28 protein-coding genes and 1 pseudogene are annotated in these 23480 nt (G+C 29.4%); 2 read left to right on the top strand and 27 right to left on the bottom strand.

Going from position 1 to position 23480, the window contains the following annotated elements; all coding sequences use genetic code 11:
* Positions 1-4: 4 nt before the first annotated feature.
* From ACQ3F0_RS17885 to ACQ3F0_RS17855, 7 genes are all read right to left on the bottom strand, one after another.
* Positions 5-820, bottom strand: a complete 816-nt coding sequence (locus ACQ3F0_RS17885; protein WP_428866775.1) for a carbohydrate ABC transporter permease — start codon at positions 818-820, stop codon at positions 5-7.
* Positions 821-822: 2 nt separating this feature from the next.
* On the bottom strand, positions 823-1020 hold the full coding sequence (locus tag ACQ3F0_RS17880; RefSeq protein WP_428866773.1) for a hypothetical protein: 198 nt from the start codon (positions 1018-1020) through the stop codon (positions 823-825).
* A gap of 18 nt (positions 1021-1038) precedes the next feature.
* Positions 1039-1692 (bottom strand): carbohydrate ABC transporter permease, encoded by a 654-nt coding sequence (locus ACQ3F0_RS17875; protein WP_428866771.1) that lies wholly within the window; start codon positions 1690-1692, stop codon positions 1039-1041.
* A gap of 71 nt (positions 1693-1763) precedes the next feature.
* Positions 1764-3065, bottom strand: a complete 1302-nt coding sequence (locus ACQ3F0_RS17870; RefSeq protein WP_428866769.1) for an ABC transporter substrate-binding protein — start codon at positions 3063-3065, stop codon at positions 1764-1766.
* 347 nt (positions 3066-3412) lie between these two features.
* Positions 3413-4411 carry a LacI family DNA-binding transcriptional regulator gene (locus ACQ3F0_RS17865; RefSeq protein WP_428866767.1) on the bottom strand — a complete coding sequence of 333 codons (999 nt, stop codon included), beginning with the start codon at positions 4409-4411 and terminating at the stop codon, positions 3413-3415.
* A gap of 816 nt (positions 4412-5227) precedes the next feature.
* On the bottom strand, positions 5228-5620 hold the full coding sequence (locus ACQ3F0_RS17860; RefSeq protein WP_428866765.1) for a hypothetical protein: 393 nt from the start codon (positions 5618-5620) through the stop codon (positions 5228-5230).
* Between the two features lie 511 nt (positions 5621-6131).
* Positions 6132-6386, bottom strand: a complete 255-nt coding sequence (locus ACQ3F0_RS17855) for a hypothetical protein (RefSeq protein WP_428866764.1) — start codon at positions 6384-6386, stop codon at positions 6132-6134.
* Between the two features lie 161 nt (positions 6387-6547).
* Between ACQ3F0_RS17855 and ACQ3F0_RS17850 the strand changes: the two are divergent.
* Positions 6548-6706: pseudogene (locus ACQ3F0_RS17850) on the top strand (flavodoxin family protein); the annotation flags it as partial.
* Between the two features lie 29 nt (positions 6707-6735).
* On the opposite strand, the gene ACQ3F0_RS17845 reads toward ACQ3F0_RS17850, so the two are convergent.
* The 8 genes from ACQ3F0_RS17845 to ACQ3F0_RS17810 all read right to left on the bottom strand — a co-directional run bounded on the left by ACQ3F0_RS17845 (position 6736) and on the right by ACQ3F0_RS17810 (position 12496).
* Complete coding sequence (locus tag ACQ3F0_RS17845) at positions 6736-7233, bottom strand: Csac_0668 family 2Fe-2S cluster-binding (seleno)protein (RefSeq protein WP_428866762.1); 498 nt, start codon at positions 7231-7233, stop codon at positions 6736-6738.
* Positions 7234-7315: 82 nt separating this feature from the next.
* Entirely contained in the window at positions 7316-8029 is a 714-nt protein-coding gene (locus ACQ3F0_RS17840; protein ID WP_428866760.1) for a class I SAM-dependent methyltransferase, read from the bottom strand.
* A 309-nt stretch (positions 8030-8338) separates the two neighbouring features.
* A complete protein-coding gene (locus tag ACQ3F0_RS17835; RefSeq protein ID WP_428866758.1) occupies positions 8339-8596 on the bottom strand; it encodes a hypothetical protein in 258 nt (85 codons plus the stop codon).
* A gap of 170 nt (positions 8597-8766) precedes the next feature.
* Positions 8767-9882 carry an NAD(P)-binding protein gene (locus tag ACQ3F0_RS17830; RefSeq protein ID WP_428866756.1) on the bottom strand — a complete coding sequence of 372 codons (1116 nt, stop codon included), beginning with the start codon at positions 9880-9882 and terminating at the stop codon, positions 8767-8769.
* A gap of 74 nt (positions 9883-9956) precedes the next feature.
* A complete protein-coding gene (locus tag ACQ3F0_RS17825; RefSeq protein WP_428866754.1) occupies positions 9957-10088 on the bottom strand; it encodes a hypothetical protein in 132 nt (43 codons plus the stop codon).
* A gap of 239 nt (positions 10089-10327) precedes the next feature.
* A complete protein-coding gene (locus tag ACQ3F0_RS17820) occupies positions 10328-10636 on the bottom strand; it encodes a hypothetical protein (protein WP_428866753.1) in 309 nt (102 codons plus the stop codon).
* A 254-nt stretch (positions 10637-10890) separates the two neighbouring features.
* Entirely contained in the window at positions 10891-11238 is a 348-nt protein-coding gene (locus ACQ3F0_RS17815) for a hypothetical protein (protein ID WP_428866751.1), read from the bottom strand.
* Between the two features lie 325 nt (positions 11239-11563).
* Positions 11564-12496, bottom strand: a complete 933-nt coding sequence (locus ACQ3F0_RS17810; protein ID WP_428866750.1) for a helix-turn-helix transcriptional regulator — start codon at positions 12494-12496, stop codon at positions 11564-11566.
* Between the two features lie 130 nt (positions 12497-12626).
* On the opposite strand from ACQ3F0_RS17810, the gene ACQ3F0_RS17805 reads away from it, so the two are divergent.
* Positions 12627-13265, top strand: a complete 639-nt coding sequence (locus ACQ3F0_RS17805; RefSeq protein ID WP_428866748.1) for a type 1 glutamine amidotransferase family protein — start codon at positions 12627-12629, stop codon at positions 13263-13265.
* Positions 13266-13554: 289 nt separating this feature from the next.
* Here the strand turns inward: ACQ3F0_RS17805 and tnpA are convergent, their stop codons facing one another.
* From tnpA to ACQ3F0_RS17745, 12 genes are all read right to left on the bottom strand, one after another.
* Complete coding sequence (tnpA, locus tag ACQ3F0_RS17800; RefSeq protein ID WP_428866746.1) at positions 13555-13881, bottom strand: IS66 family insertion sequence element accessory protein TnpA; 327 nt, start codon at positions 13879-13881, stop codon at positions 13555-13557.
* A 217-nt stretch (positions 13882-14098) separates the two neighbouring features.
* A complete protein-coding gene (locus ACQ3F0_RS17795; protein ID WP_428866744.1) occupies positions 14099-14872 on the bottom strand; it encodes a 4Fe-4S binding protein in 774 nt (257 codons plus the stop codon).
* A 341-nt stretch (positions 14873-15213) separates the two neighbouring features.
* A complete protein-coding gene (locus ACQ3F0_RS17790; RefSeq protein ID WP_428866742.1) occupies positions 15214-15339 on the bottom strand; it encodes a hypothetical protein in 126 nt (41 codons plus the stop codon).
* A gap of 36 nt (positions 15340-15375) precedes the next feature.
* Positions 15376-15903 (bottom strand): hypothetical protein, encoded by a 528-nt coding sequence (locus ACQ3F0_RS17785; protein WP_428866740.1) that lies wholly within the window; start codon positions 15901-15903, stop codon positions 15376-15378.
* A gap of 184 nt (positions 15904-16087) precedes the next feature.
* Positions 16088-16300, bottom strand: a complete 213-nt coding sequence (locus ACQ3F0_RS17780) for a CatA-like O-acetyltransferase (RefSeq protein WP_428866904.1) — start codon at positions 16298-16300, stop codon at positions 16088-16090.
* A gap of 247 nt (positions 16301-16547) precedes the next feature.
* Positions 16548-17378 (bottom strand): hypothetical protein, encoded by an 831-nt coding sequence (locus ACQ3F0_RS17775; protein ID WP_428866738.1) that lies wholly within the window; start codon positions 17376-17378, stop codon positions 16548-16550.
* 608 nt (positions 17379-17986) lie between these two features.
* Positions 17987-18715, bottom strand: coding sequence for a tryptophan synthase subunit alpha (trpA, locus tag ACQ3F0_RS17770; protein WP_428866736.1), 729 nt, complete (start codon positions 18713-18715; stop codon positions 17987-17989).
* A complete protein-coding gene (ulaA, locus tag ACQ3F0_RS17765; protein ID WP_428866734.1) occupies positions 18716-19990 on the bottom strand; it encodes a PTS ascorbate transporter subunit IIC in 1275 nt (424 codons plus the stop codon).
* Positions 19991-20005: 15 nt separating this feature from the next.
* Positions 20006-20284 carry a PTS sugar transporter subunit IIB gene (locus tag ACQ3F0_RS17760; protein WP_428866732.1) on the bottom strand — a complete coding sequence of 93 codons (279 nt, stop codon included), beginning with the start codon at positions 20282-20284 and terminating at the stop codon, positions 20006-20008.
* Positions 20285-20329: 45 nt separating this feature from the next.
* The gene (locus ACQ3F0_RS17755; protein ID WP_428866731.1) at positions 20330-20767 is read right to left on the bottom strand and encodes a PTS sugar transporter subunit IIA; all 438 of its coding nucleotides are present in this window, start codon (positions 20765-20767) and stop codon (positions 20330-20332) included.
* A gap of 5 nt (positions 20768-20772) precedes the next feature.
* Positions 20773-22884, bottom strand: a complete 2112-nt coding sequence (locus tag ACQ3F0_RS17750; RefSeq protein WP_428866729.1) for a BglG family transcription antiterminator — start codon at positions 22882-22884, stop codon at positions 20773-20775.
* A gap of 374 nt (positions 22885-23258) precedes the next feature.
* The gene (locus tag ACQ3F0_RS17745; RefSeq protein WP_428866727.1) at positions 23259-23426 is read right to left on the bottom strand and encodes a hypothetical protein; all 168 of its coding nucleotides are present in this window, start codon (positions 23424-23426) and stop codon (positions 23259-23261) included.
* Between the last annotated feature and the right edge of the window lie 54 nt (positions 23427-23480).

Here is a 23480-nt window from a genome sequence, read left to right as displayed (position 1 = left end):
CTATCTATTTTATTGCTCCATCTGATACACCTGATACAAAATACTTCTGTAAAAATAAGAACACAAGAATTACTGGTAAAATAGCCATTAATGCTGCTGCCGCCGCTGCATTAAGATTAGATGCAAAGTCAGAGAAGTATTTTGATATAAATAATGTCAGTGTTTCATATTTTGGCTTTTGTAAAAAGTATAATGCAAACCTATAATCATTCCATATCTTTATTCCACTTAAAATGGTTACACTTGCAGTAACAGGAAGTAATTGCGGCATAATAATACTATAAAATGTTTTAACCGGATTACATCCATCTATAGCCGCTGCCTCATCAAGTTCTATTGGTATACTCTTTATGAAATTTGTAAAAAGAAATATACTCATTGGTAAGTTATACGTAACAAGAACTAGTATGATTCCCCAATATGTGTTAATTGCATTTATCTTCATCATTATCCCATAAAGTGGTACAATTACACTAAGAGATGGTATCATCATAACGGCAAGAACAATATTGACTAAAATCATACTAGTTCTATTTTGTATCCTTGAAAGTGGATAAGAAGCCATAGATGCTATTATAATCACCAAAATTATAGAACAAAGTGTTATAAATGTCGTATTCATTAATGCTTTTATTACATTACCATCTTCCAAAACTAACCTAAAGTTCTTAAATGTTAAATACTTAGGTGGTAACCACCTTGAGGATAAATCACTAGGAGTTTTAAAAGCTACTATGCTAAGTATATATAGTGGAATAAAGTGAAAAAAGGCTATGATTGCTCCAATTATCAATAACATTGGATTTTTTGTATTCTTCAATATTAATAAGCCTCCTTCTTATTCACAATTTTATTTACAAAAATTGTTGTTGTCATAATAATTATAAATAATACCACACCAAGAGCCGCTGAGTACCCAGCATTTTGTGTATCAAAATACAAGTAACTAATCATTGTTGATATGGTATGGGAACTAAATCCGGGGCCACCACCAGTTAATGCTACGACAAGGTCATACATTTGTAAACTACCTATTAGTTATAATGTTACTGTTGTTAATATAGCAGGCTTTAACATTGGTAATGTCACATAAAAGAATTTAGTTATACCTGACGCACCATCAATAGAGGCAGCTTCATATAAAGCTTTTGGTATACCTTGTAGTCCTGCCAAATATATAATCATCGCCTGTCCCACAAACTGCATAGATGTAATAATCATGATAAAGTTAACTGCCCTATCTCCATCTCCTAGCCAATCTATTGGATTCATATTAAAAAGCATAACTATATCATTTAGAGCTCCATTATCATATTGAACAATAAAGAACCATATATATCCCATAATTAATCCTGATACCATGACGGGCATATAAATAATTGCCCTAACGATATTTTTTCCTTTAAAAGCTCTGTTAAGGAGAAGTGCATAAATCAGCCCTAAAATGTTCTGAGTAGCTGTGTCACCAATAGCTACATATATTGTATTTTTGAAGGCATTAATAATTTTTGCATCTGTAAACAAGTTTTTATAATTTGAAAATCCCACATAAGAATAATCTCGTGAAAAACCATTCCAATTTGTCAGCGATAACTGTATACCCTTAAGAAGAGGTAATAATACAAAAACACCAATTAATATTATAGCAGGACAACACATCCAAAACAGTCGATTTTTGTTATCTGTCTTCATTTCTAACCTCCATATAATTAAGGCTAGATTACACCATACACAGGTGCAATCTCAGCTCTTAATTACCACAATTAATTATTAACTTCTCTTAATCTGTTATACTCTTTTTCCATCAGCTCAGATCCTTCTTCAGGTGTTAATTCATCAGATAATACCCCAGGACCGAAGGCTTTAAGTGTACTCCACATACCATTTGGTAGATATTCTCTGTCAAAGTGATTAGTAACTTTTGTTCCTTCTAATTGATTAAGAAGATTATTGATTGATTCAACATCACTTTTAACACCTTTCATTGATGGAGGTAAAGAGTAAGCTTCTGATACTGCTAATACATTTTCAGGCTTTGCTAAATATTTTAAGAACTTGAGTGCCTCTTCTTTATATTCAGTATCTTTCCATACTCCTACAGCATCACGCTCTCCACTGATTAAGAAAGGCTCATCTCCAGAAGTATACCCTGGTATCTTCATCATTGCAACATCGGCATTGGGATTGATCTTACTTACTTCCGCTAATGTTCCATTTGATTGAAAAGCAAAAGCTACTTTATTCTGTGCAAAACCATTGAAAGTTCCAGACTTATCAGCAGTTAGATAGTCAACATTAGTATATCCATTTTTAACTAATGATAGTATAAAATCAGATACCTTATTGTAATTGGACCAATCAAATGTCCCATCATATAGTTGATCAGCATAATTATTCGTTTTAGAAGTAGTCAATGTAGATAAAGAAACACGACTCACAAGGCCAGCAACATCAGATGCATCTTTCCCTGCTATGTGAACAGGGGTATATCCAGCTTCTTTAATTTTTGCACAAGCTGCAATAAATTCTTCTTGATTTTTGGGAATTTCAATACTTAGTTCATTTAAAATAGTTTTGTTATAAATCATACCACTAATATCAATATCTAGTGGTAGTGCAACAATATTTCCATCTAGATCGGTCATTGTAGGCTTGATCTCAGGTATCAAATCATCAGTCCAAGGCTGTTCATTTAAAGGTAGTAAATATTCTCCATATAAAAATACAGCCCATCCATGAGTCGTCCATAAATCTGGTAAATCGTTTGATGCCATTTTTGCTTTAAGCAAAGATCCATAATCTTTTCCATAAGATACGACCTCAATATTAACATCATCGTTTTCAGAGTTAAACTTACTTACTATAGTTTCGTAAGCTTCTAGTGTAGATCCTGTTTCCTTAACTGCAAACTCAAGGTTAATGATCTCGGATTTACTTTTACTATCATTCACTTGTTCATTTGTTTTACCATCAGTTGAACAAGCTATTAAGACAGATAAAGAAATTACAGATACAAACAACAATAAAAATACTTTTTTCATTTTTTTTGTACATTCTTTCTTCATTTTCCTACTCCCCTTCTTTTTAGATGATAGATATAAGCTTGATTTAATACTTATCATATCCTTTTACTCATATTGGTATACCGTTTCATTTAATAAAAAAATTGTCTAATATCTATCATCTATAATTTTATGACACCGGTGTCTTTATAGTATCATATTAATTTTTGCTCGTCAATAAAGAAATACTTCATGCACGATTTTTATACTATTTTGTAATAATGTTTTCTTATTAGATAAAAATTAATAAATTACTTTACTCTATATATTTGTTTGTAATTGCATAAAAAAAACCTGTATTTTACAGGTTTTTTAATCACAAATAAATTATATCATTGTACTAACTTTAGTTATTTTTTTGTACTATCACGTATTACAAGTTCAGATTTAACCTGAAATGACTCTACAACTGCTTCACCATTAATAAGTTGATGTAATTTATAGACAACATTTTTTGATAACTCCTTATAATTAGGTGAAATAGTAGTCAAACTAGGAAAATAAAACTTAGATGAGGGTATATTATCATACCCAATAACTGATACTTCACTAGGTATTTTAATATTATATTCGTTTAATGCTTTTAAAACACCAAGCGCCTTATCATCACCAGAAACATAAAAAAATTCAGGCAAATCAGATTTGCTAATAAGATCAACTACATATTCATAAACATCATTAACACTAATAAGCCCAAAAACTACTCTAAGATTACTATCATCTATATTTCTGTCTTTGAATGCACTTAATGCACCATTAACACGTTCAATATTGGTAGGAATTCTATTTCCCAATAAAACCTTACCTTTTCTCATATCTTTATCCAGAATATATTTTATTGCATTTTTAGATGATTCATAATTATCATTTGACACATATGTAACACCTTCTGTATAGCTCATACCAAATACTACAAAAGGAATATTGTATCTATTTAATAGTTTTATTCTTTCATCATTATCTTTTTCATAAAAGAGAATAACACCGTCAATAAAATTACTGTAGGTATTGATTAGAGAATTTTCAAAATCCCTAGCAACATAAAAATCTTCAACAATTAAATTGTACCCCAATGCTTTAGATTCTACCACTAAATCAAACAGTAATGTATTAATCCATTCATTCATTGCTGCACGTGACTTTCTAACAGAAATAAGTATATTCTTACTAACTTTTTTGTTAAGGTTCTTAGCATATACATTGGGTTTATAATTATACTGTTTCATTACACTTAGTATAGCTTTTCTAGTTGATTCTCTTACATTCTTTTCATTATTTATAACTCGAGAAACTGTTTTTTTTGAATACCCACTTATTTCTGCTATATCATTGATAGTTAACCCTTTCATACACATACTCCTATATTAATAATTTAAATTGTTCTTAAATGTTGAACTTTTAATTGTTTTTCGTCCATATAGCATTCTTCATTTTCGTAAATTAAGTGCTTGAAGAAATATTTTTCCTATACGTGTAAACTAAATTTTAAATTAAAACTCTTTATATCATATCATAAACACTTTATAATATCTACCCTCTTACAATAACTTGAATTAACTTCAAACTATACTGTTTTCCACCTAGTTTAATCTAGATACCTAAATTAATTGTTTCCCCATTTATAAAATGCTCTATAAAGTACTATCTCGCCTTCTACTCTAATACCCTTATAACAAAAGACTGCACAGTTCTTAAGGAACAGCTTACTTGAATAATGAAAGTAATCTACTCCTTTTAGAAATGGTTAGCCGCTTATAATGTTCTAGCAAATGCTATAGCAGCTATTGTATAAAATGTTGAAATCTGTATTTAGCAGAAAGCAGAAAAGCTTGGCACACTAGCGTAGCTAGTATGTTTTGCTTGTCTCCTGGAATTGTTGTTGATACTTTGTGGGAAACGAATATTGTTGTAGTCTATGGGATATAAAAGCGCTAGGACAAGAATTGCATACTCCGATTTAGGACGGAGCTTGTAATTCTTGTCCTGGCGGTGCAAGAATAGAAAAACATAAATAAAATTAGATAAAACATCTTACTCAATATTTTATCTAATCTTATTCAGATACCATCTGCAACTATTCTTCTCAAATTTCAAATCCATATACCATCTACAACTGCGCAAAATTGATTCACAAAATATTAGTTATAAATGATGAATATTTTGTATTAAATCATTTCGTTTAAAACATGTTTAATCTTAGCTTCAAATAAAATTACAGAGCATGTCCTACTTAATCTTAATCTCAAATCATATTCAAATTTTTCAAACTCTGACCCTATTTTTTGTTTGATTTTTTTCTGTAGAGTATCATGAGTATAATCCATATCGTTATAAGGAATCTCATCTACAAGAAAAAAATTTAACTCCTCCCCTGCAGCACCTTTCCTCTGTAAATTATTAACTATCTCATTAAGCATAAACCACTTTTTTATATTTTCATACTCTTTAATGATCTTTTCTAATGACATATTGAATAATGCCTCTTCTAGAAATGGAACCTCAGAAAAGCAGTTCACATTCATGACATTATCTTCTACATCCTTAACAAAATAAAACATATAAATCCCTCCAAAAACATTTACCATAAATAACAAGTATTATTACAATTTTATTTATTACCTATATTAAAAATTAACTTACTTTTATTTAATATAGAGATTCCAGTTCAATTAAAAATTTATAAGATCGCCTGTCATTTCGCCAGGTAATAAAAATCGTTCATCATCTTTTCTAACCATTATCCATATATTATGATACTCTCTTACTCTTTTACTTTCTTGTTTCTTAACTTTAATTAAATTATAACTTCAATTAATTAAATGATAAACACTTAATTTATTCCAATTTATTTAAAACTAGATCAATTGATATCTTGATTCTCCAAAATATTTTCATCTGTTAAAGGTCTACTTAAATCATCATGTATTGAAAAATGTGGCTTGGCATGCCTTACAAAATATACTCTATTCATAAATTCCCCCTACTTTCTTCATTCGTAATTTCTTACCATTATGACTTAAAATAAATATTCTACGAATAACATTTTATTAAATTAAAACAATCTTCAAATTAATTATTTTGCAATACTACACAGGCGTTATCATAATCTTCCTTATGAACATAGATATAATAAGTATATGCATAGTCCATATTTTCGCCAAAGTTACCAATTATACTTCTTATACTTCCTTTTGTACCTCTATTATTATTAACCACTTTACAGTTATATTTGATTTTGTTTGCAGCAAGAATCTCACGCACTTCATTAAACTTTTTCAAAGAATATCCCATAAAAACTTCTTTTCGATTCCAAATCATTATCACGAATTTCTACCCCTTTTCAATTCGTAGTTTTTCACTGTTTCGACTTAACTTATATGGAAATTATAACAGATTTTAGTACATAAATAAATCAATTTCAATTATTGAACTGTGATATCTATAGCATAGGTAATATGTTTTGCTTGTCTCCTGGAATTGGTATTGACAGTGATGTTATTATTTTGGCTACACCTATTTATTCATGGTATTGTACACCACCTATGAAAGCACTACTTGACGGTTTGGTATATGGAATGAATAAGTATTATGGTGATGAAAAAAGACCATCTCTTTGGAATGGCAAAAGATTAGGTATCATAACCATTTATAAACTACGAAGATTTATTTTTGATTAAAGTTTTTTCATCTCTAGTGCTTTTTTTATAGTTTCTTTTATAACAGAACCACAACATTTACCTAAAGGATTCTTAGTTTCACATTTTCCATTTTTCATTGCTCCAGTGATTCTTACAATATCCTTCATATCTTTCGCATTTTCATTAATAACAGCATCTATGATTTGCTGCTCTGTTACTTGGTTACAGTAGCAAATGTATTTAGGGTTTGCACCTCTCTTAAACCATATAGGTGTTTTTAAAGATTCCTTTTTAAATACTGAACTATGATCTGCATTAAAATATACTACATCACATTCTTCATTTAAGCATATATGATACTTATATTCTTTCACTTCATCAACTAAACTATCGAGTACAAAATGCTTAACAGTGATCCTCTTCACTTCTTGTGTTTCTCCGTAACAAACTGGACAAACATGTACTTTTTCTACTATACCAGCAGAATTTTCATTACTAACTCAGCAAGATATTTTAATTTTATTGTTTTCCATTTCTGTGCCTCCAAAGTATTAGTTAGTTTATATTTATTACAATTATACTTTTTATCATCAATAATATATAATTATTGGTGTTTTATTTTTTCTTCATTAGGACTGTCCAAAGAAGAGATTTCCCAAATATATTTTTATCAGCCGACTCTATCATTTCTCTAAATTCAAGTATCTCAAAATAAGGTTCTAAAATTGTTTTTAGTTTATATTCAGTAAATCCCAATCCTCCATGCATTGAATTATCTCTGTAAACATCATAATCAGATATGTTAGCACCGCCTTTTGAATTAAAACACGTCATTGCAAAATATCCATCTGATTTTAAGTATTTTAAGATTGTTTTTAAGTATTGTTCTCTTCTATGTGGCTTTATATGATGAAAGCATCCGGCATCATATACAAAATCAAAACTCTCGGCTTCATCCTGAAAATCAACTATTGATTGGCATAAAAAATTAACTTTTATTGATTGCTCATTTGCTATTTTCTTTCCCCATTCAATAGAGGTTTTTGAAAAGTCTATCCCATAAACTTCATATCCTTTCTTTGCAAGAAAGATAGAGTTTCTACCGTTTCCACAACCGATATCAAGCGCTTTCCCCTGCTTTAATAACCCTTTTTCAAAGTATGAAATAAGGTTCTCATCAGGGATATTTTCAAAGAATGGAATTGGCTTTTGTTTATCAGAATAAAAATCACCCCACCATTCACTCTCTCTATTTTCTAATAAATTATCTAACATAATAAATATATCATTCTCCGTTTTAATAATCTCTGAATTAACTTTATCTGACATTTCTAATCCTCCCATATATAAAATAAAACCGCCTCTAAAATTATACAACAGAATGAAAGAAATTCCAAATTCCCATATTTCACTTATACATATATCTAGATTTGAAATACCTCTCAGTGAACATATATCGAATTTTAAACCGCATTGCCCATACCTTTAATACTAGTATATTCACACTATTTAACACTCGTTAAAATCGCCATAAAGCAACTCTGTGAGCATGTGCTTTACAGTCTAATAAGATAATTATCAAAAAATAAAAACGCCGCGAAATCCATTACTGAATAATACGGTATTTTAAGAAATTATTTAATTTTTATTTAAGCAACAAAAACTGTAAGTTAATTCTTCATCAGAGATTCCTAACCCAATACGTGAATCTTCTAAGTCGACAGCATTTAACCCATCTCTCATAATCCAGTGATAATTAGTTCTAGTAAAATTTAATGACCATTTCATTATTGGAACTATAATTATTGCTACCAACATAAATATAAGTATTTTACTTTTTCCAGAAAATCTTTCTAACTTTAAAATACCTTTAATACCTATAATATACACTATCAAAGGAATTATCCCTGCAAGAAAAATTGTACTTTTCCCAAGTTTTATTGGCCTTATAATGTATTGACTTATGGAGTATGAATCATGCGGAAGTCTATATGTTAATAATACCGCTATAGATAAAAAAATTAGATTGAGTATATTTTTGATTTCTATCCAAATAGGAATATTCCTTAACTTTTAAACTCTTTGTAATTATTCCATAGCCTCATAAGTGGAGTTAATAATTGAAGTAACTCAATACTGCTATTACTACTACATACTTTATCAAATAATTTCCCTATAATTTTGTTATCTAAGTTTTTAACTTTAGAATCTATTTCATCATCAGTTAAATTCTCTAAAAATCTTCTCAAAACAAGAGAGTGATTGTAATTTTCAAATAGAGGTTTAGTAAGTTCCTCATAAGTTCCTACTCCACAAATATCATATGAAGAATATACTCCTGTTAAAATTGATGTATATTGTCCAAATCCGAGCCCTGGAGAAATAGCACCAAAACAATTTCCAACGAAATATGTATTATCAATTTTAGGTTTATTACATATGCCAATCATATATCTTGTAATTTCAAAGTTGTCAGTTATCTTAAAGTTTTGACCTAATTTCTTACATACTAAACTATAAAATTTTTCCCACATATCATTTATATCTAATTTTATATTGTCAGGATAATCAGGATAAGCAATAACTAAATTTGCTTCTTTTTCAGAAAAAGGTATCAACCAAGCATATCCTTTGGGGATTATCTCATAATTAAACCATACACTAGGATTACTTGTTACAAATTCTCCTTCAACAGTTGCTCCTTTTATTGTGCAAGTAAGATCACACCTATAATTACCTAAAAGAGAAGCATATTCTCCATCTCCAGTGGCTAATACAACATACTCGAAATTTTTACATAACTCTTCATATTCATAGGTTGAATTAAAATTAATATTACATTTTACTTGTTTCTCTAATTGATTTTCATATGAATTCTTATATCTACCTCTTATATTTGTGTATCCAATTTTTCCATCAATAGTACCAAGTTCATTTTTAGAATGTACAAATAATTTATCAACTTCACCTATAGGTTTTAAATTTATATGATAGTTCTCTGCTATGTAAGGTAAACAATCTTTAACAGGTCTATTAAGAATACTGAACATTGCTTCTGCATTAACAAATCTATCTCCCACACTATTTCTTTTTTCAAAAATAGTTGGTGTAATTCCATATCTTTCTAATGTTATAGCACAAGAAAGTCCAGACAATCCAGCTCCCATAATAGCGACTTCCATTTCGAACACCTCCCTTATTATATAGTGTATAACTCAATAAAATTTCTATACATTAGTGAAAATTGAAATAACGATTATGCTTTCTTTGTTTTCATTTTGTCAAATATCCCATAATGATGGTATGCCAGTGCCTTTGCTTCTGGACTCACTTCAATTCCACTTTTTATTAGTGCTTCAATCTCCCGATTCCTACTGATCTTATCCATCCACCTAGAACATCACCTATAACTATACCAAGGAAACACCCGATAGTTATGAATGTTGCTGTAATAGGTTTATTAAAAACAAAAATAGTATGACGATTACCCACGTAAATATAAATGAACGTCTAAATAACCAACCAGCAATAATTTTTTTAATATTCTCTCCCTAATATTAAATTCACTTTACCTTAGTGTTACACCTTATAAGAAGACTGCGACGTAAATGCAAATGCAGGTTATATTTACCTATTTTCAACTTTCACATTTGCTTCACGGCATATTTTCAACTCAATTACTTGGACAATTGAACACAATACAAAACTGGCTAATAAAACAAGTAATAGTTTTTTCCTTATCGCAAGTTCTGTAAATATAATAATCATTGGAGTGATTAATACTCCTGTGAACCCTCCAACAAAATTCAAGATTATTAATTTGATTTTTATTGATGCAAATATATGTTGATGACAGTTAGAGCATTTCAGATGCAGTTTCACTCCCCACCACTTACACGATACAGCTTTGCCACAATGTGGACATATATATTCCATATTGACCCCCCCAGACAAAATATAATTAATCTTGGTTACAGATATGACACAATATTTTACTAATTTGAATTAATTCATAAAAGAATTATAACAGAAATCTCATTTTTTAACATTATAGTATCTCTATAATATAGTATATATTTTTATCTTTAATTCTAAAAGTCATTTCACAATGCGATCGTATTCAAAATAAAAATTCCGTACAATCCATTTCTGAATAATACGGTATTTTAAGAAATTATTTAGTTTTATAGTTATTGAACCTTATATGAAAAGGTTGCAATAAGAATAAATCTCCATTTACTTGCATCAGAGCATACTATATCATCATCTTCAATCTTTTTACCGATAGTAGCCTTATTAAAAATATCTACAAGTGAACTAATTTCGTCTTTCTCTGTAATAATTTTTGATTTTGCATCATACTCTGGATTACCCATAGCCAATATGATTTGAATTTTATCTATATCGTTTGCTTCTATTTTGTGAGTTAATAAGTCTTTAGTAGAATTACATCCTGATAAAGTGAATATCATCAAAATTATAGCAGATATCTCATATTTTTTTATTATAATATTCCTATAAGTAGTATATATTTTCATTTTGGATTCTAAAAGTTGATTAACAATCCGTAAAAATAGAAGAACCCACAATTGAAGAAATCACATACAAAAGAAATAAGCCTTCTAAAAACATAGGTAAAAAAGATAATTTAGCAAATTTAGAAAAAGTAGTCATAGATCATAAATTAACTGAAAATGAACAAACTTGCGAAAAATGCTCAGATGATTTAGTAGTTATAGGAAAATAATCAAATTGTAGTCAAGCTTGGAAAGCAAACACTACCCGTCCATTGATAGGCGTGATAGTTGGAACGGAATAAAAATGACAAAGCAACTCGTTTGTCTTTTTCTCTTACTCCGTGTATTAACTTTCGTATATGGTAGCTATATCATGTATTCTACGCTTCATTTCTGTGCGGATATGTAACGGCTCTAAACACTCGCATTTATCCCCAAAACTGAAAAGAATATTGTAGTAGTATTCGTTCTCTATGAAAGGAAAACTAACAATGTAATGCTCATCACCGTCTGGCGAAAAGTGTTCATAAGTGCAATAATCAAGTACCCTGTCCATGACAGATTCATGAATACGAATTTTGATTTTTGTTTGCATAGTTGCCAAAATATCAGTAAAATCTAACTGCGGTTTTTGATAATCTCGTGGCGTAAAAAATTCCTCTTGTATTTGTAGGTTTGATGTGCGGGATAGTTTGAATAAGCGAAAATCATTTCTTTTATGGCAATACCCTTGCAAATACCAATGACTACTTTTCAATACAAGCTGATACGGCTCGACTGTTCGTGCGGTTTTATTTCCATAGCGGTCTGCATATTCAAAAGAAAGTAGCTTGCTTTCCTGTAAAGCTGTTTTGATAATTTCTAAATATTGTTGCACATTCCTGTTGCCCATCCACGGACTTAAATCTATATATATTTGATTTGCTTTTAATTCAATGTCTTTCGCTCTGTCGGCAGGGATAAAGCTCTTGACTTTCGCAAGGGCGTTTACCAGTTCATCACCTCGTATCATGTTGGAAAGACTGGAAAGCCCCATCAAGAGAGCGGAAAGGTCGGCAGTCGAAAAAACCTTTCTATCAATCTTGTATTTCTGCATGATTTCAAAGCCGCCGCCCACTCCCGATGTTGATCGAACAGGAATACCCGCCATGTTGATAGTGTCTATATCACGATAGATTGTGCGGGGTGAAACTTCAAACATATCTGCTAACTCCTGTGCGCCTATACGCTTTTTATCAAGGAGTATCATAATAATGCTAACAAGTCTGTCAACTTTCATCTGATAGCCGCCTTCCAAAATTTCTTTTTTTCATTTTTTATTATAGATTGTTGCCATACTGCTGTCAACAATTACATGGTACAATAAAAAAGCAAACAAATCAATAAAACAATGAAAATGGAGGAATTTTATGTTTACAATCTATGTTTACGTTCTTGATACTTTAGCCGACTGGGAACTTGGGTATGTTATTTCGGAGCTGAATTCTGGTCGATTTTTCAAAAAGGGCGTGCAACGTGTATCGCTCAAAACGGTTAGTTATTCTAAAGAGCCAATCAATACAATGGGCGGGCTGACAATCGTGCCAAATTGCTTAATTGATGATATTGTTATGAGTGAAACAAGCATGTTGCTATTACCGGGCGCAGATACATGGAGCGACCCAAAGCATGGCGCTATCATCGAAAAAGCAAGCGAATTTCTCTCTTTAGGGGCTACGGTGTGTGCAATCTGTGGGGCTACCGCTGCGCTTGCCAACTTTGGGCTATTGGATAAGCGTCCGCATACCAGTAATGGACCGGGATTTCTTGAAATGGTTTCTCCTGGTTATAAAGGGGAAAGTTTTTATATAGACAAACCATCTGTAGTGGATAACAACCTTATTACTGCAAGTTCCACCGGAGCTTTGTTGTGGGCGAAACAAATTATTGAGCATATAGGTGTTTTTCAATCAAACACACTGGAATCTTGGTATGAATATTTTAGTACCGGTGAGCCTAAACATTTCTTTGCCCTCATGCAGACTTTGCCGTCTAGCAAAGAAAACTGATACACCTTTGTCATAAACAGAACGGGGACATAGACCATATGGGATGTCTAACAAACAATCTGGAAATTTACCCGCCGCACAAAGCGGAAAAAGAAAAACACGTTGGTACTAAGGAGGTATCGCCGTGTTTTCTTCTGTTCAAATGCTTGTTAAATCATTAAAAAAAGCTACACTCCTTTATGGAATGATTACGGGCAGCAACCCGAAATTATAAACCTTAATCCATCGATACTTTTTCTAAGATCTGTAGCCCCACAAGCTAAGTAAACTGTATCTATTTTATCTATATTTAACATGTTTCTATAATAGTTTCCAGAATAGATGATAGAGAAGCTTTGTCATTATTTTGAATATATATCTTAGCTTTTCCTATCTCAATTCTAATACTACTAGTTGGATACGATTTTGATGTATTAGATATCTTTTCAGAAGATTTTTCTTTAAGGTTGACAGCATGAAATTCTTGATTTTCTTTCTTCTTTATAACTTTTCTTCTGTAATATAGCTGATGGATGCTAATGTTATTTTCTTTACAAAAGTCTCTGATAGACCCTTTACGCAAAGGAAATCTGTTTAAAATATCATCCCAATCAATAGCCGATGATTCTCCATTCATAACAGACAATTCCTCCTTAGGTTTTATTATCTGTTATTCTAGCAAAGGAACCTGGAAACTACTAGGCGGAAAATTTTTGACGCTTACATTTATAATAATGTTGATTATCGAATAATTAATGGGTCAACTTCAATATTTAAAGTTAACCCATTATTGCGACCTATATGAAATAAGCGTCTTAAATTAGTAAAATATACAGGCACTAAATGTTAAAATGTTATTTTATATGTCTAGAATGTTTACTCTCACTTAATTTTTCAGTAATATTACTGCAAAAGCAGTATTTTATAACACCTTTAGGACAATTATCAATACACCTTCCACATAAAATACATTCAGAATTTTCCATGGAACTTTTCTGTACCATTTCATATACATTAAGACTCATCACACAATTTTTATTGCATAGTCCGCAATTAGTACATTTTTCTTTATCTGCTAACAATTTAAGTGATGGTAATCTCAAAAGAGCGCCAAGTTTAGTTCCTATTACCATAAACGGAGCCATCCAACAAACATAATGACAAAATGCCCTCTTTCCACCAACAAATGACATAATAACAACCAAACCAACTACTATATAGTAGATACTGTAAGCGATAGGCTGAGCAATAGATATACCATGATGAGTTGCATAGAAAATATTAATTACTTTTGTTTTGTTAGATGAAATAAATATTATAATAATGCTTATTATCCATGGTGTCCAAATAAAGAATTTTATCCAGTTGAGCTTGCCGCCCTTTGCCTGTTTATTAGAAGAAACCATACAAATTTCTTGTAACCCACCTGATGGACATATCCATCCACAAAAGACTCTATTGAAAAATAATGATATAAAAAATAACAATGTAAATAAAATAAAACTTCCAGTAATAATACCTTTGGTCATACCTTCTATTATCAAAAATGGAGAGAAATAATATATTGTTATCGGAAATAAAAGAAACGATATAATTATTAAAGCCTTTCTAATATTTTGTCTTTTCATAATATCCTCCTTTTTAATATGGCACCTTAATCTTAACATATAAATGAAAATATAGACAATATAAACAATCAAGACAAAGAAATTTAGTAGTATACTTTGCTACACATTTTATTACAATGATGGATGAACAAATTTAAATCTATTTTCTAAATTATATACAATATAGAAAATATTTTTAATATAGTCGCTTATTAAATATGTATAAACAAGAAGATAAATACCCCTTATATGTTTTCTACCTTTACTCCATTCATCATCTAAATCAAACTTATAATCAGATGCTATTTCAAAAAGTATAAATACCATATCATAAATTTGATGTTTTAATTCACCTAGGTTATTTATTTCTTTCTTTTAAAATTTAATTCATCCTCTAGCATATTTACTTTTATATCGGTACCTTCATTCTCTGAACCAATCTTCTTTAGAAACTCTTCAGCTTCATCTCTATAATCATTTAAGCTCACTGAAATCCCTCCATTTCTTAATATTTAAATGATGAATCAAATTGTATTACCTTTTAACATAGATTGATAATAAGTGATAACATAGTTTGTGTATACTTCAGGCAGTTTTTCATAAAAAGTATTGCCATCTAGAAAATCAGTCCACTCTTTGCTCCTATCAATTTGATATGTGGGCTTTTGCTTAAGTGCATTTTTCATAGTTATTAGTAAATCTTTTTCAAATTTCATATCATTAATTCTTTCATCTTCTAATATGTTGTCTATCAATTTTATAATCTTAATATCCCTTAATTCTTCTTCCATGAGGTTTAAAACATGGCAACATAGTGCTGTGAAACATCCTTGATTTAGTAATTTCACAACTTTTTCTAAATAACAAGTTTTAAGTCTTTCATCTAAAATCTCACACATGATAAATTTTTTATAGTCAACCTGTTCAAAATCAATATTATGAACTATTCCCCCATAAAAAGATATATCATGATACATCCAAAATATCTGTTTACTTACTTCTATACACTCATAAAAGTTTTCGTCTGTTACCTCATAAGATACTCTAAACATAATCTCCACTCCCTATCAGTAGCACAGGTTAGTTCATTATTTATTACAAACATAAATCATGCGCTAATCTGTATTCTAAATTATATCTAATACGTAAAATATTATCAATATAGTTACTTATTAATTTAAAAGTGGTTCATATTGAGGGTCCCTTTGTAATCAATTGATATATTAGAAATAAAACTCAGTAAACATGTATGCCATCTACCAGTGAGTGATGCACTTGAACAGATAACGGCAACTTTATCTTTCCATTTTCCTCAAAGTATTTACCCCATGCTATTCTTGGGACACTATGAACAGGGTTCATTTGAATTGGGTGAGTTATACTTGTAAATGAAACCCAAATTAGAACTAAGGGATTTATAAGATTAGGAAAGAATCTAGAAAATAAAATCTATAACTATTGAACATAAATTGTTACATAATTTATAAATATATTTATAATAATGTTAATTATCGAATAAATAATGGATCAACTTCAATATTTAAAGTTGATCCATTATTTTGCCCTATATGCATATAATTCATATCATAATTATCATTATTGTTCTTGTTTTATAACATTAATTACTTTTTGGGTGGATATTGCTGATAGCCGAATATTTATAAAAATAAGAATAAAAATGGAAAAGAAGAAAATATTATTGTGGCTTCAGTATAATATTTTCTTCCTTTCCATTCCATTTAATTGTAAAGAAAATATCCTTTTCGATATTATGTATAGCACCATTTGAACTACCGTGTCCAAGATTTAGATAGCCATCTTTATCAAGAGTCGCACCAGTTATACTACCTCCACCTGAAGTAGTTTTATATTCACCTATAATAGGTCCTACATCAGTTATATCAGTCATTTTATACTGAATTTCTGGTAATTCCTCACTGTGACATTCAATTTTAAGCATACCTTTTTCATTATGCCACCAATGCTTATAATATTTTAGGGTAAATGTCCCTTCCCAACTTTCACTCTCCCCTTTAAAAATAATCTCTTTCCCATCATTTAAATACTTAAATACTGTATTAGAAATTAAATGTATTGGTTCGGCCATACTTTTCCACTCCTCAGTGGTTGGATTCTCTGGTGCCGATACTATATAAACTAAGTAGGCATTTTTTGCTTTTAATGGTATTTCAAATAAAGAAAATTGATTATCATACTTGCCAGAATTACTTATTATATCTTTACGTTCTCCAATAGACTTAAATGTATATACTAAAAGTGTTCCTTTTCCATTATCCACACTAAAAATAGCAGGCTTAACTCCACTTAGTTCAAAATCATTAGAAGACTTTGATCTATCTTCTTTTAGAGAAACACCATGTTTTTTTAAGGTTTTAATTATTGTTTTTTGTGTTAATAAATCATTTTTAGGTATTTCATCTGTATTATAATTTAATACTCCTATAACTATAGCAACAAATATCAGTGCTACAGCAGTAATTAAACCCCATGTTTTTATTTTTTTCATAACAATTCCTCCAAATCATCTTATGCTAACTATATGTAAAAAATCATTTATTAATTCGCCATATACTACAATGATCAATCAATAAATCAAATCGTTTCACTAAATTATATCGAATATAGAAAATATTATCAATATAGTCACTTATTAAATATATGTAAATAAGAAGATGAATACCTGGCTAAAGAAGTATCCAAATTCCATTACTGCTAGTCCAAATTCTAAATTATAAGTGCTTGTCTATCCTTCGTCATAAAAGCACCTACGTAATAGGTAACAAAATCTAAAATACAATATTTATCATTACTTCTATAGGAGTAGATATATCATATATAAAACTTTGATTTGATTTTTAATACATGAAACCTATTATAAATTGTGAAACTTCCTCTTAAATCATATTCATTTTGGTAAATATTTCAATATATTTATTCTAAATTATTTCGTGTAACTACTAGCCTACTTCAAATATTTCAACAAACTTATCTGTCATTAGTTAAAAAAAGATTATTTCCACTACAAACCTTGTTTGAATACTACAAAGTAAATAGGGAAATAATCTATATAATTCAATGTTATTTATTAATTTACTTCTCATAAACTAAATCACACTAGTTCAAAAGTGCTCCTCTTAATTCATCAATATATGCCTCAAAGTTAATAATATTATTTTCATTAATTTTTCTTATTATTTCACTTCCTATAATAATTCCATCAGAACCATTACAAAGGATTTCTTTTGCTTGCTTTGCAGTACTAATGCCAAATCCAACTTGAACAGGAATATCTGAATATTTCCGTATTCTATTAATCGTATTTATATAATTTGTTGGAATTTCCCCAATAGAACCAGTAGGGGAATTGCTTGACATAACATAAGCAAAATATGAATTATAATTCAGCTTATCTATTATTTCTTTATCTGTCATATCTTCATTATATATTTGAATCAATTTGTTAGAATTGTTCAAAAATTCATCTGGGCATAATAACGCATCGTATAAATCGCTATTTTCTAGTAGCGAATTATTTACAATGCCTTCATAATATGACATAATTACTATGGGTAGTTTGGGATATCTGTTTCTTATTTCTTTTAGCATGTTCAAACATTGAATTTTGTCAAAGCCGTCAACTTTAACTTTATTATATGTTTGAGAAATTACTTTTCCATCTAAATAGGGATTTTGAACAGGTATTCCAATTTCTAAAATATCAACTTGATTTTCAACTAATATATCAAGGTACTTTAGAAACTCACTAAAAGAAGGATATGCTAAAGTCATATAAAGTGTTAGTAATCTTTTGTTATCTTTTAAAACCTCCTTTAAATTATCCATTTATCCAAATATCCTTAAAATCCATCCTAAAATAGGTCCAAAGAAGGCATAATCAGTTTCACATAACACTCTCATAACATCTTCATATCCACCTATATATGGTATTAATAATGCCTGTCCAATTATTAAGATAAATCCATTAACTGTAGAACCAATAATTGCTCCTCTTCTACCACCAGTAGAGTTACCGAATATTGCTGTTACTGCTCCTGTAAAGAATGTTGGAATTAATGCTGGGAAGACAATGATAGGATATTTTAAGGCCCCTAAAATAAACATTCCTATAAGACTTGCTATCAAACTACATAAAAATCCTACGATTACTGAAGTTGGGTGACTAGGAAATAACAATGGTATATCTAATCCAGGCACTGCATCGGGTACTATTTTTTCGGAAATACCGTGGAAGGCTGGAACTATCTCTGATAACATCATTCTAACCCCTGCGATAATAATTGTTATCCATAAACCAAACTTTAATCCTTTCAAAATTGAAAAGGAAATTATATCTCTTCCACCACTGATTTGCTCACTAATGAAGGACGGTCCTGCAAGTACTGATATTAAAATAAATATTAATGTCATGATAACACTTAAAGCAATTGTAGTCTCTCTTAAAAATTCCAGTTTCTTAGGAAGTTTAATCTTTTCTAAATCATGATCTTTATTACCAAAAACTTTTCCTAATTTAGCCGAAATGAAACATCCAATTGAACTTGAATGTGCAATAGTATATCCTTCTGCCCCAGGAATGTTCTTTAAAAGTGGTGCCATATAAGCACATGAGAAAGTCAAATAAATACCTAGGATTAATGAACCTATTATAGTTATCATAACAGCAGATAAATTTGTTCCAACTGTAAGTAATGCTGCAATTAACCCTGCATAAAAGAATGATACATGTGCAGATAAGTGAATATATTTATATTTAGTGAATCTTGCTAATAGAACATTCACTAAAAATCCTAGTGCAAATATTAAGGTTGCCGCTGCACCAAAATCATTCATACTTGATCCAATAGAAGCACCAATATCTACAAATTGTGTTTCCATTCCAAAGATTGATTGTATCATAGGTTGCAATGGTGTTAACTCCATACCCATGCTTTGAGCACCTGTAGTAATAATCAAAAATCCTACCATAGTTTTTACAGTACCTGAAATTGTTTCATTGAAACTTTTCTTTTGTACAAGTAATCCTATTAATGCAACCAGCCCTATTAAAAATGCTGCTTCACTAAGAATCTTTGATAGAAAATACATTAATATATTCATACAATAACCCCCTAATTATTTTAATTTATCTATTGCTTTTAATAATTCTTTTTTTAAAAAAACCTTATCAGTTAAATTATCTATTCTAACAATTATGGCTGTTAAATTTCTTAGTACATTTGCAAAATCACTTGTAGTAATTATAATATCTGCCTCTCCAGGATTAATTGATCCAATATCTGTTGCATCAACCTTTGCTTGAATTTTTTCAGCTTTTAGAATTTGTTGAGTAAACACCTTCAACATCATACTGCTACCAACCCCTGCACCACACACTGTTAAAATCTTAATCATAAATATTCCTCCTATTCATTTTTTTGTATTCTTTACTTACAACCTTTACACTAAATAGCCATATAACTCTTCCTCACTGTTACTATGAATAATTTTTTCTAACACCCCCTCTGAACCTAGTAATTCCATAAGTTCAGCTAATGCTTCAATATGAAGAGCACTGTCAGTAGCTGCAAGCCCTATAACAAGTTTTACAGGATCATTTTTTTCGTGTCCAAAATTAATTCCATTTTTTAAAGTTATAAGCGCGATATTAGTTTCTTTTGCTCCATCTTCAGGTCTTGCATGAGGCATAGCAATCTGTGGGGCAATGACTATGTATGATCCTAATTCATGTACCTTATTGATCATAGCTTGTATATACTTCTCTTCTATTGCTCCAATATTTAAAAGTAATTCTCCTACCTTTTCTACAGCTGTTTCCCAATTTTCAACTTCTACATTTACTAATACTGATTCTCTTTTCACAAAATTTCTTATCATTTGTATCACCTCCCTTCAAATATTAAATTATATATGTCATTAGAAGTTTTAGCTTCTTTAATTCTCTTTAAATTATCTTTATCACACATAAAATCTATAATTTTAACTAAATCCTCCACATGGCTATTTTTATCTTTTGCTGCAAGAAATACAATTATATCGATTGGGTCAAATTTAGAATGATTAAAAGAAACTGGTTTTTCCAATATCAAAATTGATATTCCAGTTTTAAAAACACCTTTATCCCCTTTTGTATGAGGCATTGCAATACTAGGAGCTATTACTAAAGCCGCGCTATTACTTTCATAATCTCTTAGAATATTATCCAAATACAATTTAGATATATAGTCTTTATCTATTAATACTTGACTAGCTTTTAATACTGCTTCTTTCCATGAATTGCATAAAACATTTACTTTGATATTTTCTGGTGAAATAATTTCATTATTAACATTTGATTTTTTAGAATTCATAAATAACTTACTATTGTTAAAATAATTTCTAATTTGTGATTCTAACTCTGTTTTATTTTTCACCTCACAATTTGATTCAACAATTGAAAGAATATCTGAAATCATCATTTCATTTGTATTATGCAATGGTTTTAAATTTCCTTTATATTTTAAATACTGAGATAACACTTCAATTTCTTCTTTGCCCAATAAAAGTGAAACTTCAATTACAGGAATACTTTCACTTTTTATAGGAATTGTACTAATAATTAAATCTATAAATGGATTAGATAAATACTCATCTAAATGTTGATATGAAATAACATCTACTACTTCAAAATCTTCAAAATAATATTGCAATCTGGCTTTTAATAATCTAGATGTGCCAAGACCACTAGCACACACCAGTAATATTTTAGGACAGCTAACTAAGTTCTTTTGTTGTAAATGAAGTGCTGCTGCAAAATGCATTGTTATATATGAAATCTCATTTTCATCAAAGTTTATTCGAAATTTATCCTCAATTATTTTCAATGCTTCACCACATGCATTAAACAATTCTTCATATTCACATTTAATACTTTCAAGCAAAGGATTTTCAAAATAATTATTAAATTTTATTCTTTGAATAGCAGGAACCATATGCAAGAATATATCCTTTTTCAAAGAAATTGTATCCAAGATTAATACGTTCATTTCAAGTTGTACTTGTTCAACAATCAATTCTATTAAATTAAGTATATTATTATTTTTTTCACTATAATCTTCATAATTTTCTACCTCATTTAATCTAGCTCCCATTAAATGATATGTTATATAAGCAATCTCATCATCTGGAATTACTACCCCAAATTTCTCTGATAAGTTTATTGATATTTTTTTTGCCCATACAAATTCTTCTTTAGTTTTTATTATTTTTAGTTGGTTTGAGTCTATTTTTATATCTTTACCTACCTTTAATCTTTCAATTGCCAGCGCTATATGTGTGATGAGATTAGATAAACTTTCAAAACTAAATTCAACTTTCATAAAGTCCTGAATTATTTCAATTTGATTCCTTATATACTCGAGATCAATTTCAGGAAACCATGTTTTCATTGTTTTTATATAGTAGTTCATAGTATCATTCAAGACCAAATTACTTTTATCGTCTTTATAATTTTTTAATAAATATGAGATTAATCTTCTTCTATTACTTTCACTTCCTATAATTTGAATATAGCTATTTTCTCTTGAAAGAGTTAGATAATACTTTTCTAAAATCTTTTCACCAGCATTGACATCGTTTACTATAGTTGATTTACTAACTACTAATTTATCAGCTAAACTTTTAATATAAACTTTTGAAGAATTATTTAATAGTGTTAATAAAATTATTTTTATTCTTTCATCTGGTGAAAGCACATAATTTATATAGTCATTTTGATCTAAAAGTTCCTTTAGTCTTTCAAAATCAATTTTGTATATGTCTAAATAAATCCCTTTTCTTGGTTTCCTAATTAAAGGGATAAAATTATTCATTTTCAACCAGTGATCTATTGAATCTAAATCATATCTAATAGTCCTATTACTAACCTTAAAAGTTTTAGATAAATTATCAATAGTAACAAATTTATTTTCTTTTATAAAAACTTTTATTAAACTAATTTTTCTTTTGTCTAACAAGCAACCACCTCTTTGCCACATTTAATTTGCAAATAATGTTTTCAACTGGAATGACTAATATAAATATAGCACCATGATTCCACATTGTAAATCGATTATGCACTAATATCATGAAGAAATCCTTTCTAACAAATGTGGCAATTCATTGAACATTTCTAAAACTCCAATAGTCTCACATAGTCCATTTACTTTATATCTAAAACAAGTGCAATGGATTCCCTCCCACCCAATGTCATCAACTTAAGGGATATTGTTACTTTTTTAAATTTTTAAAATAATTATTTTTCAAGTTTTAAATATAATTTTAGATACCGCAAAAGACCATCTTTTTAAAATTATTACATGGTTGATTTATCCTTATAATTTGCTTACTATTAATTTCTTCTATTATTTTCTCTATACTTACTCCTTCCTTTATATTCTTTACGTGAATATTTTCTATTAGGTCTTACAGGAACTAAATTTCCCATGATTTCTTCAAACATCCATGTGTGTAATCGTTCAGCTTCTTCCAGGTCTTCTTCTATAGCTACTTTAATCATATATTCTCTAAAAGTACCTACTAAGACATTGACATTCACTTTATAATCATAGCA

It is taken from the genome of Clostridium sediminicola, from assembly GCF_050402865.1.
In the GTDB taxonomy this organism is placed as follows: domain Bacteria; phylum Bacillota; class Clostridia; order Clostridiales; family Clostridiaceae; genus Clostridium_AF; species Clostridium_AF sediminicola.
Note: the sequence above shows the minus strand (reverse complement) of the source record. Positions and strands in the feature narration are given on the sequence as shown.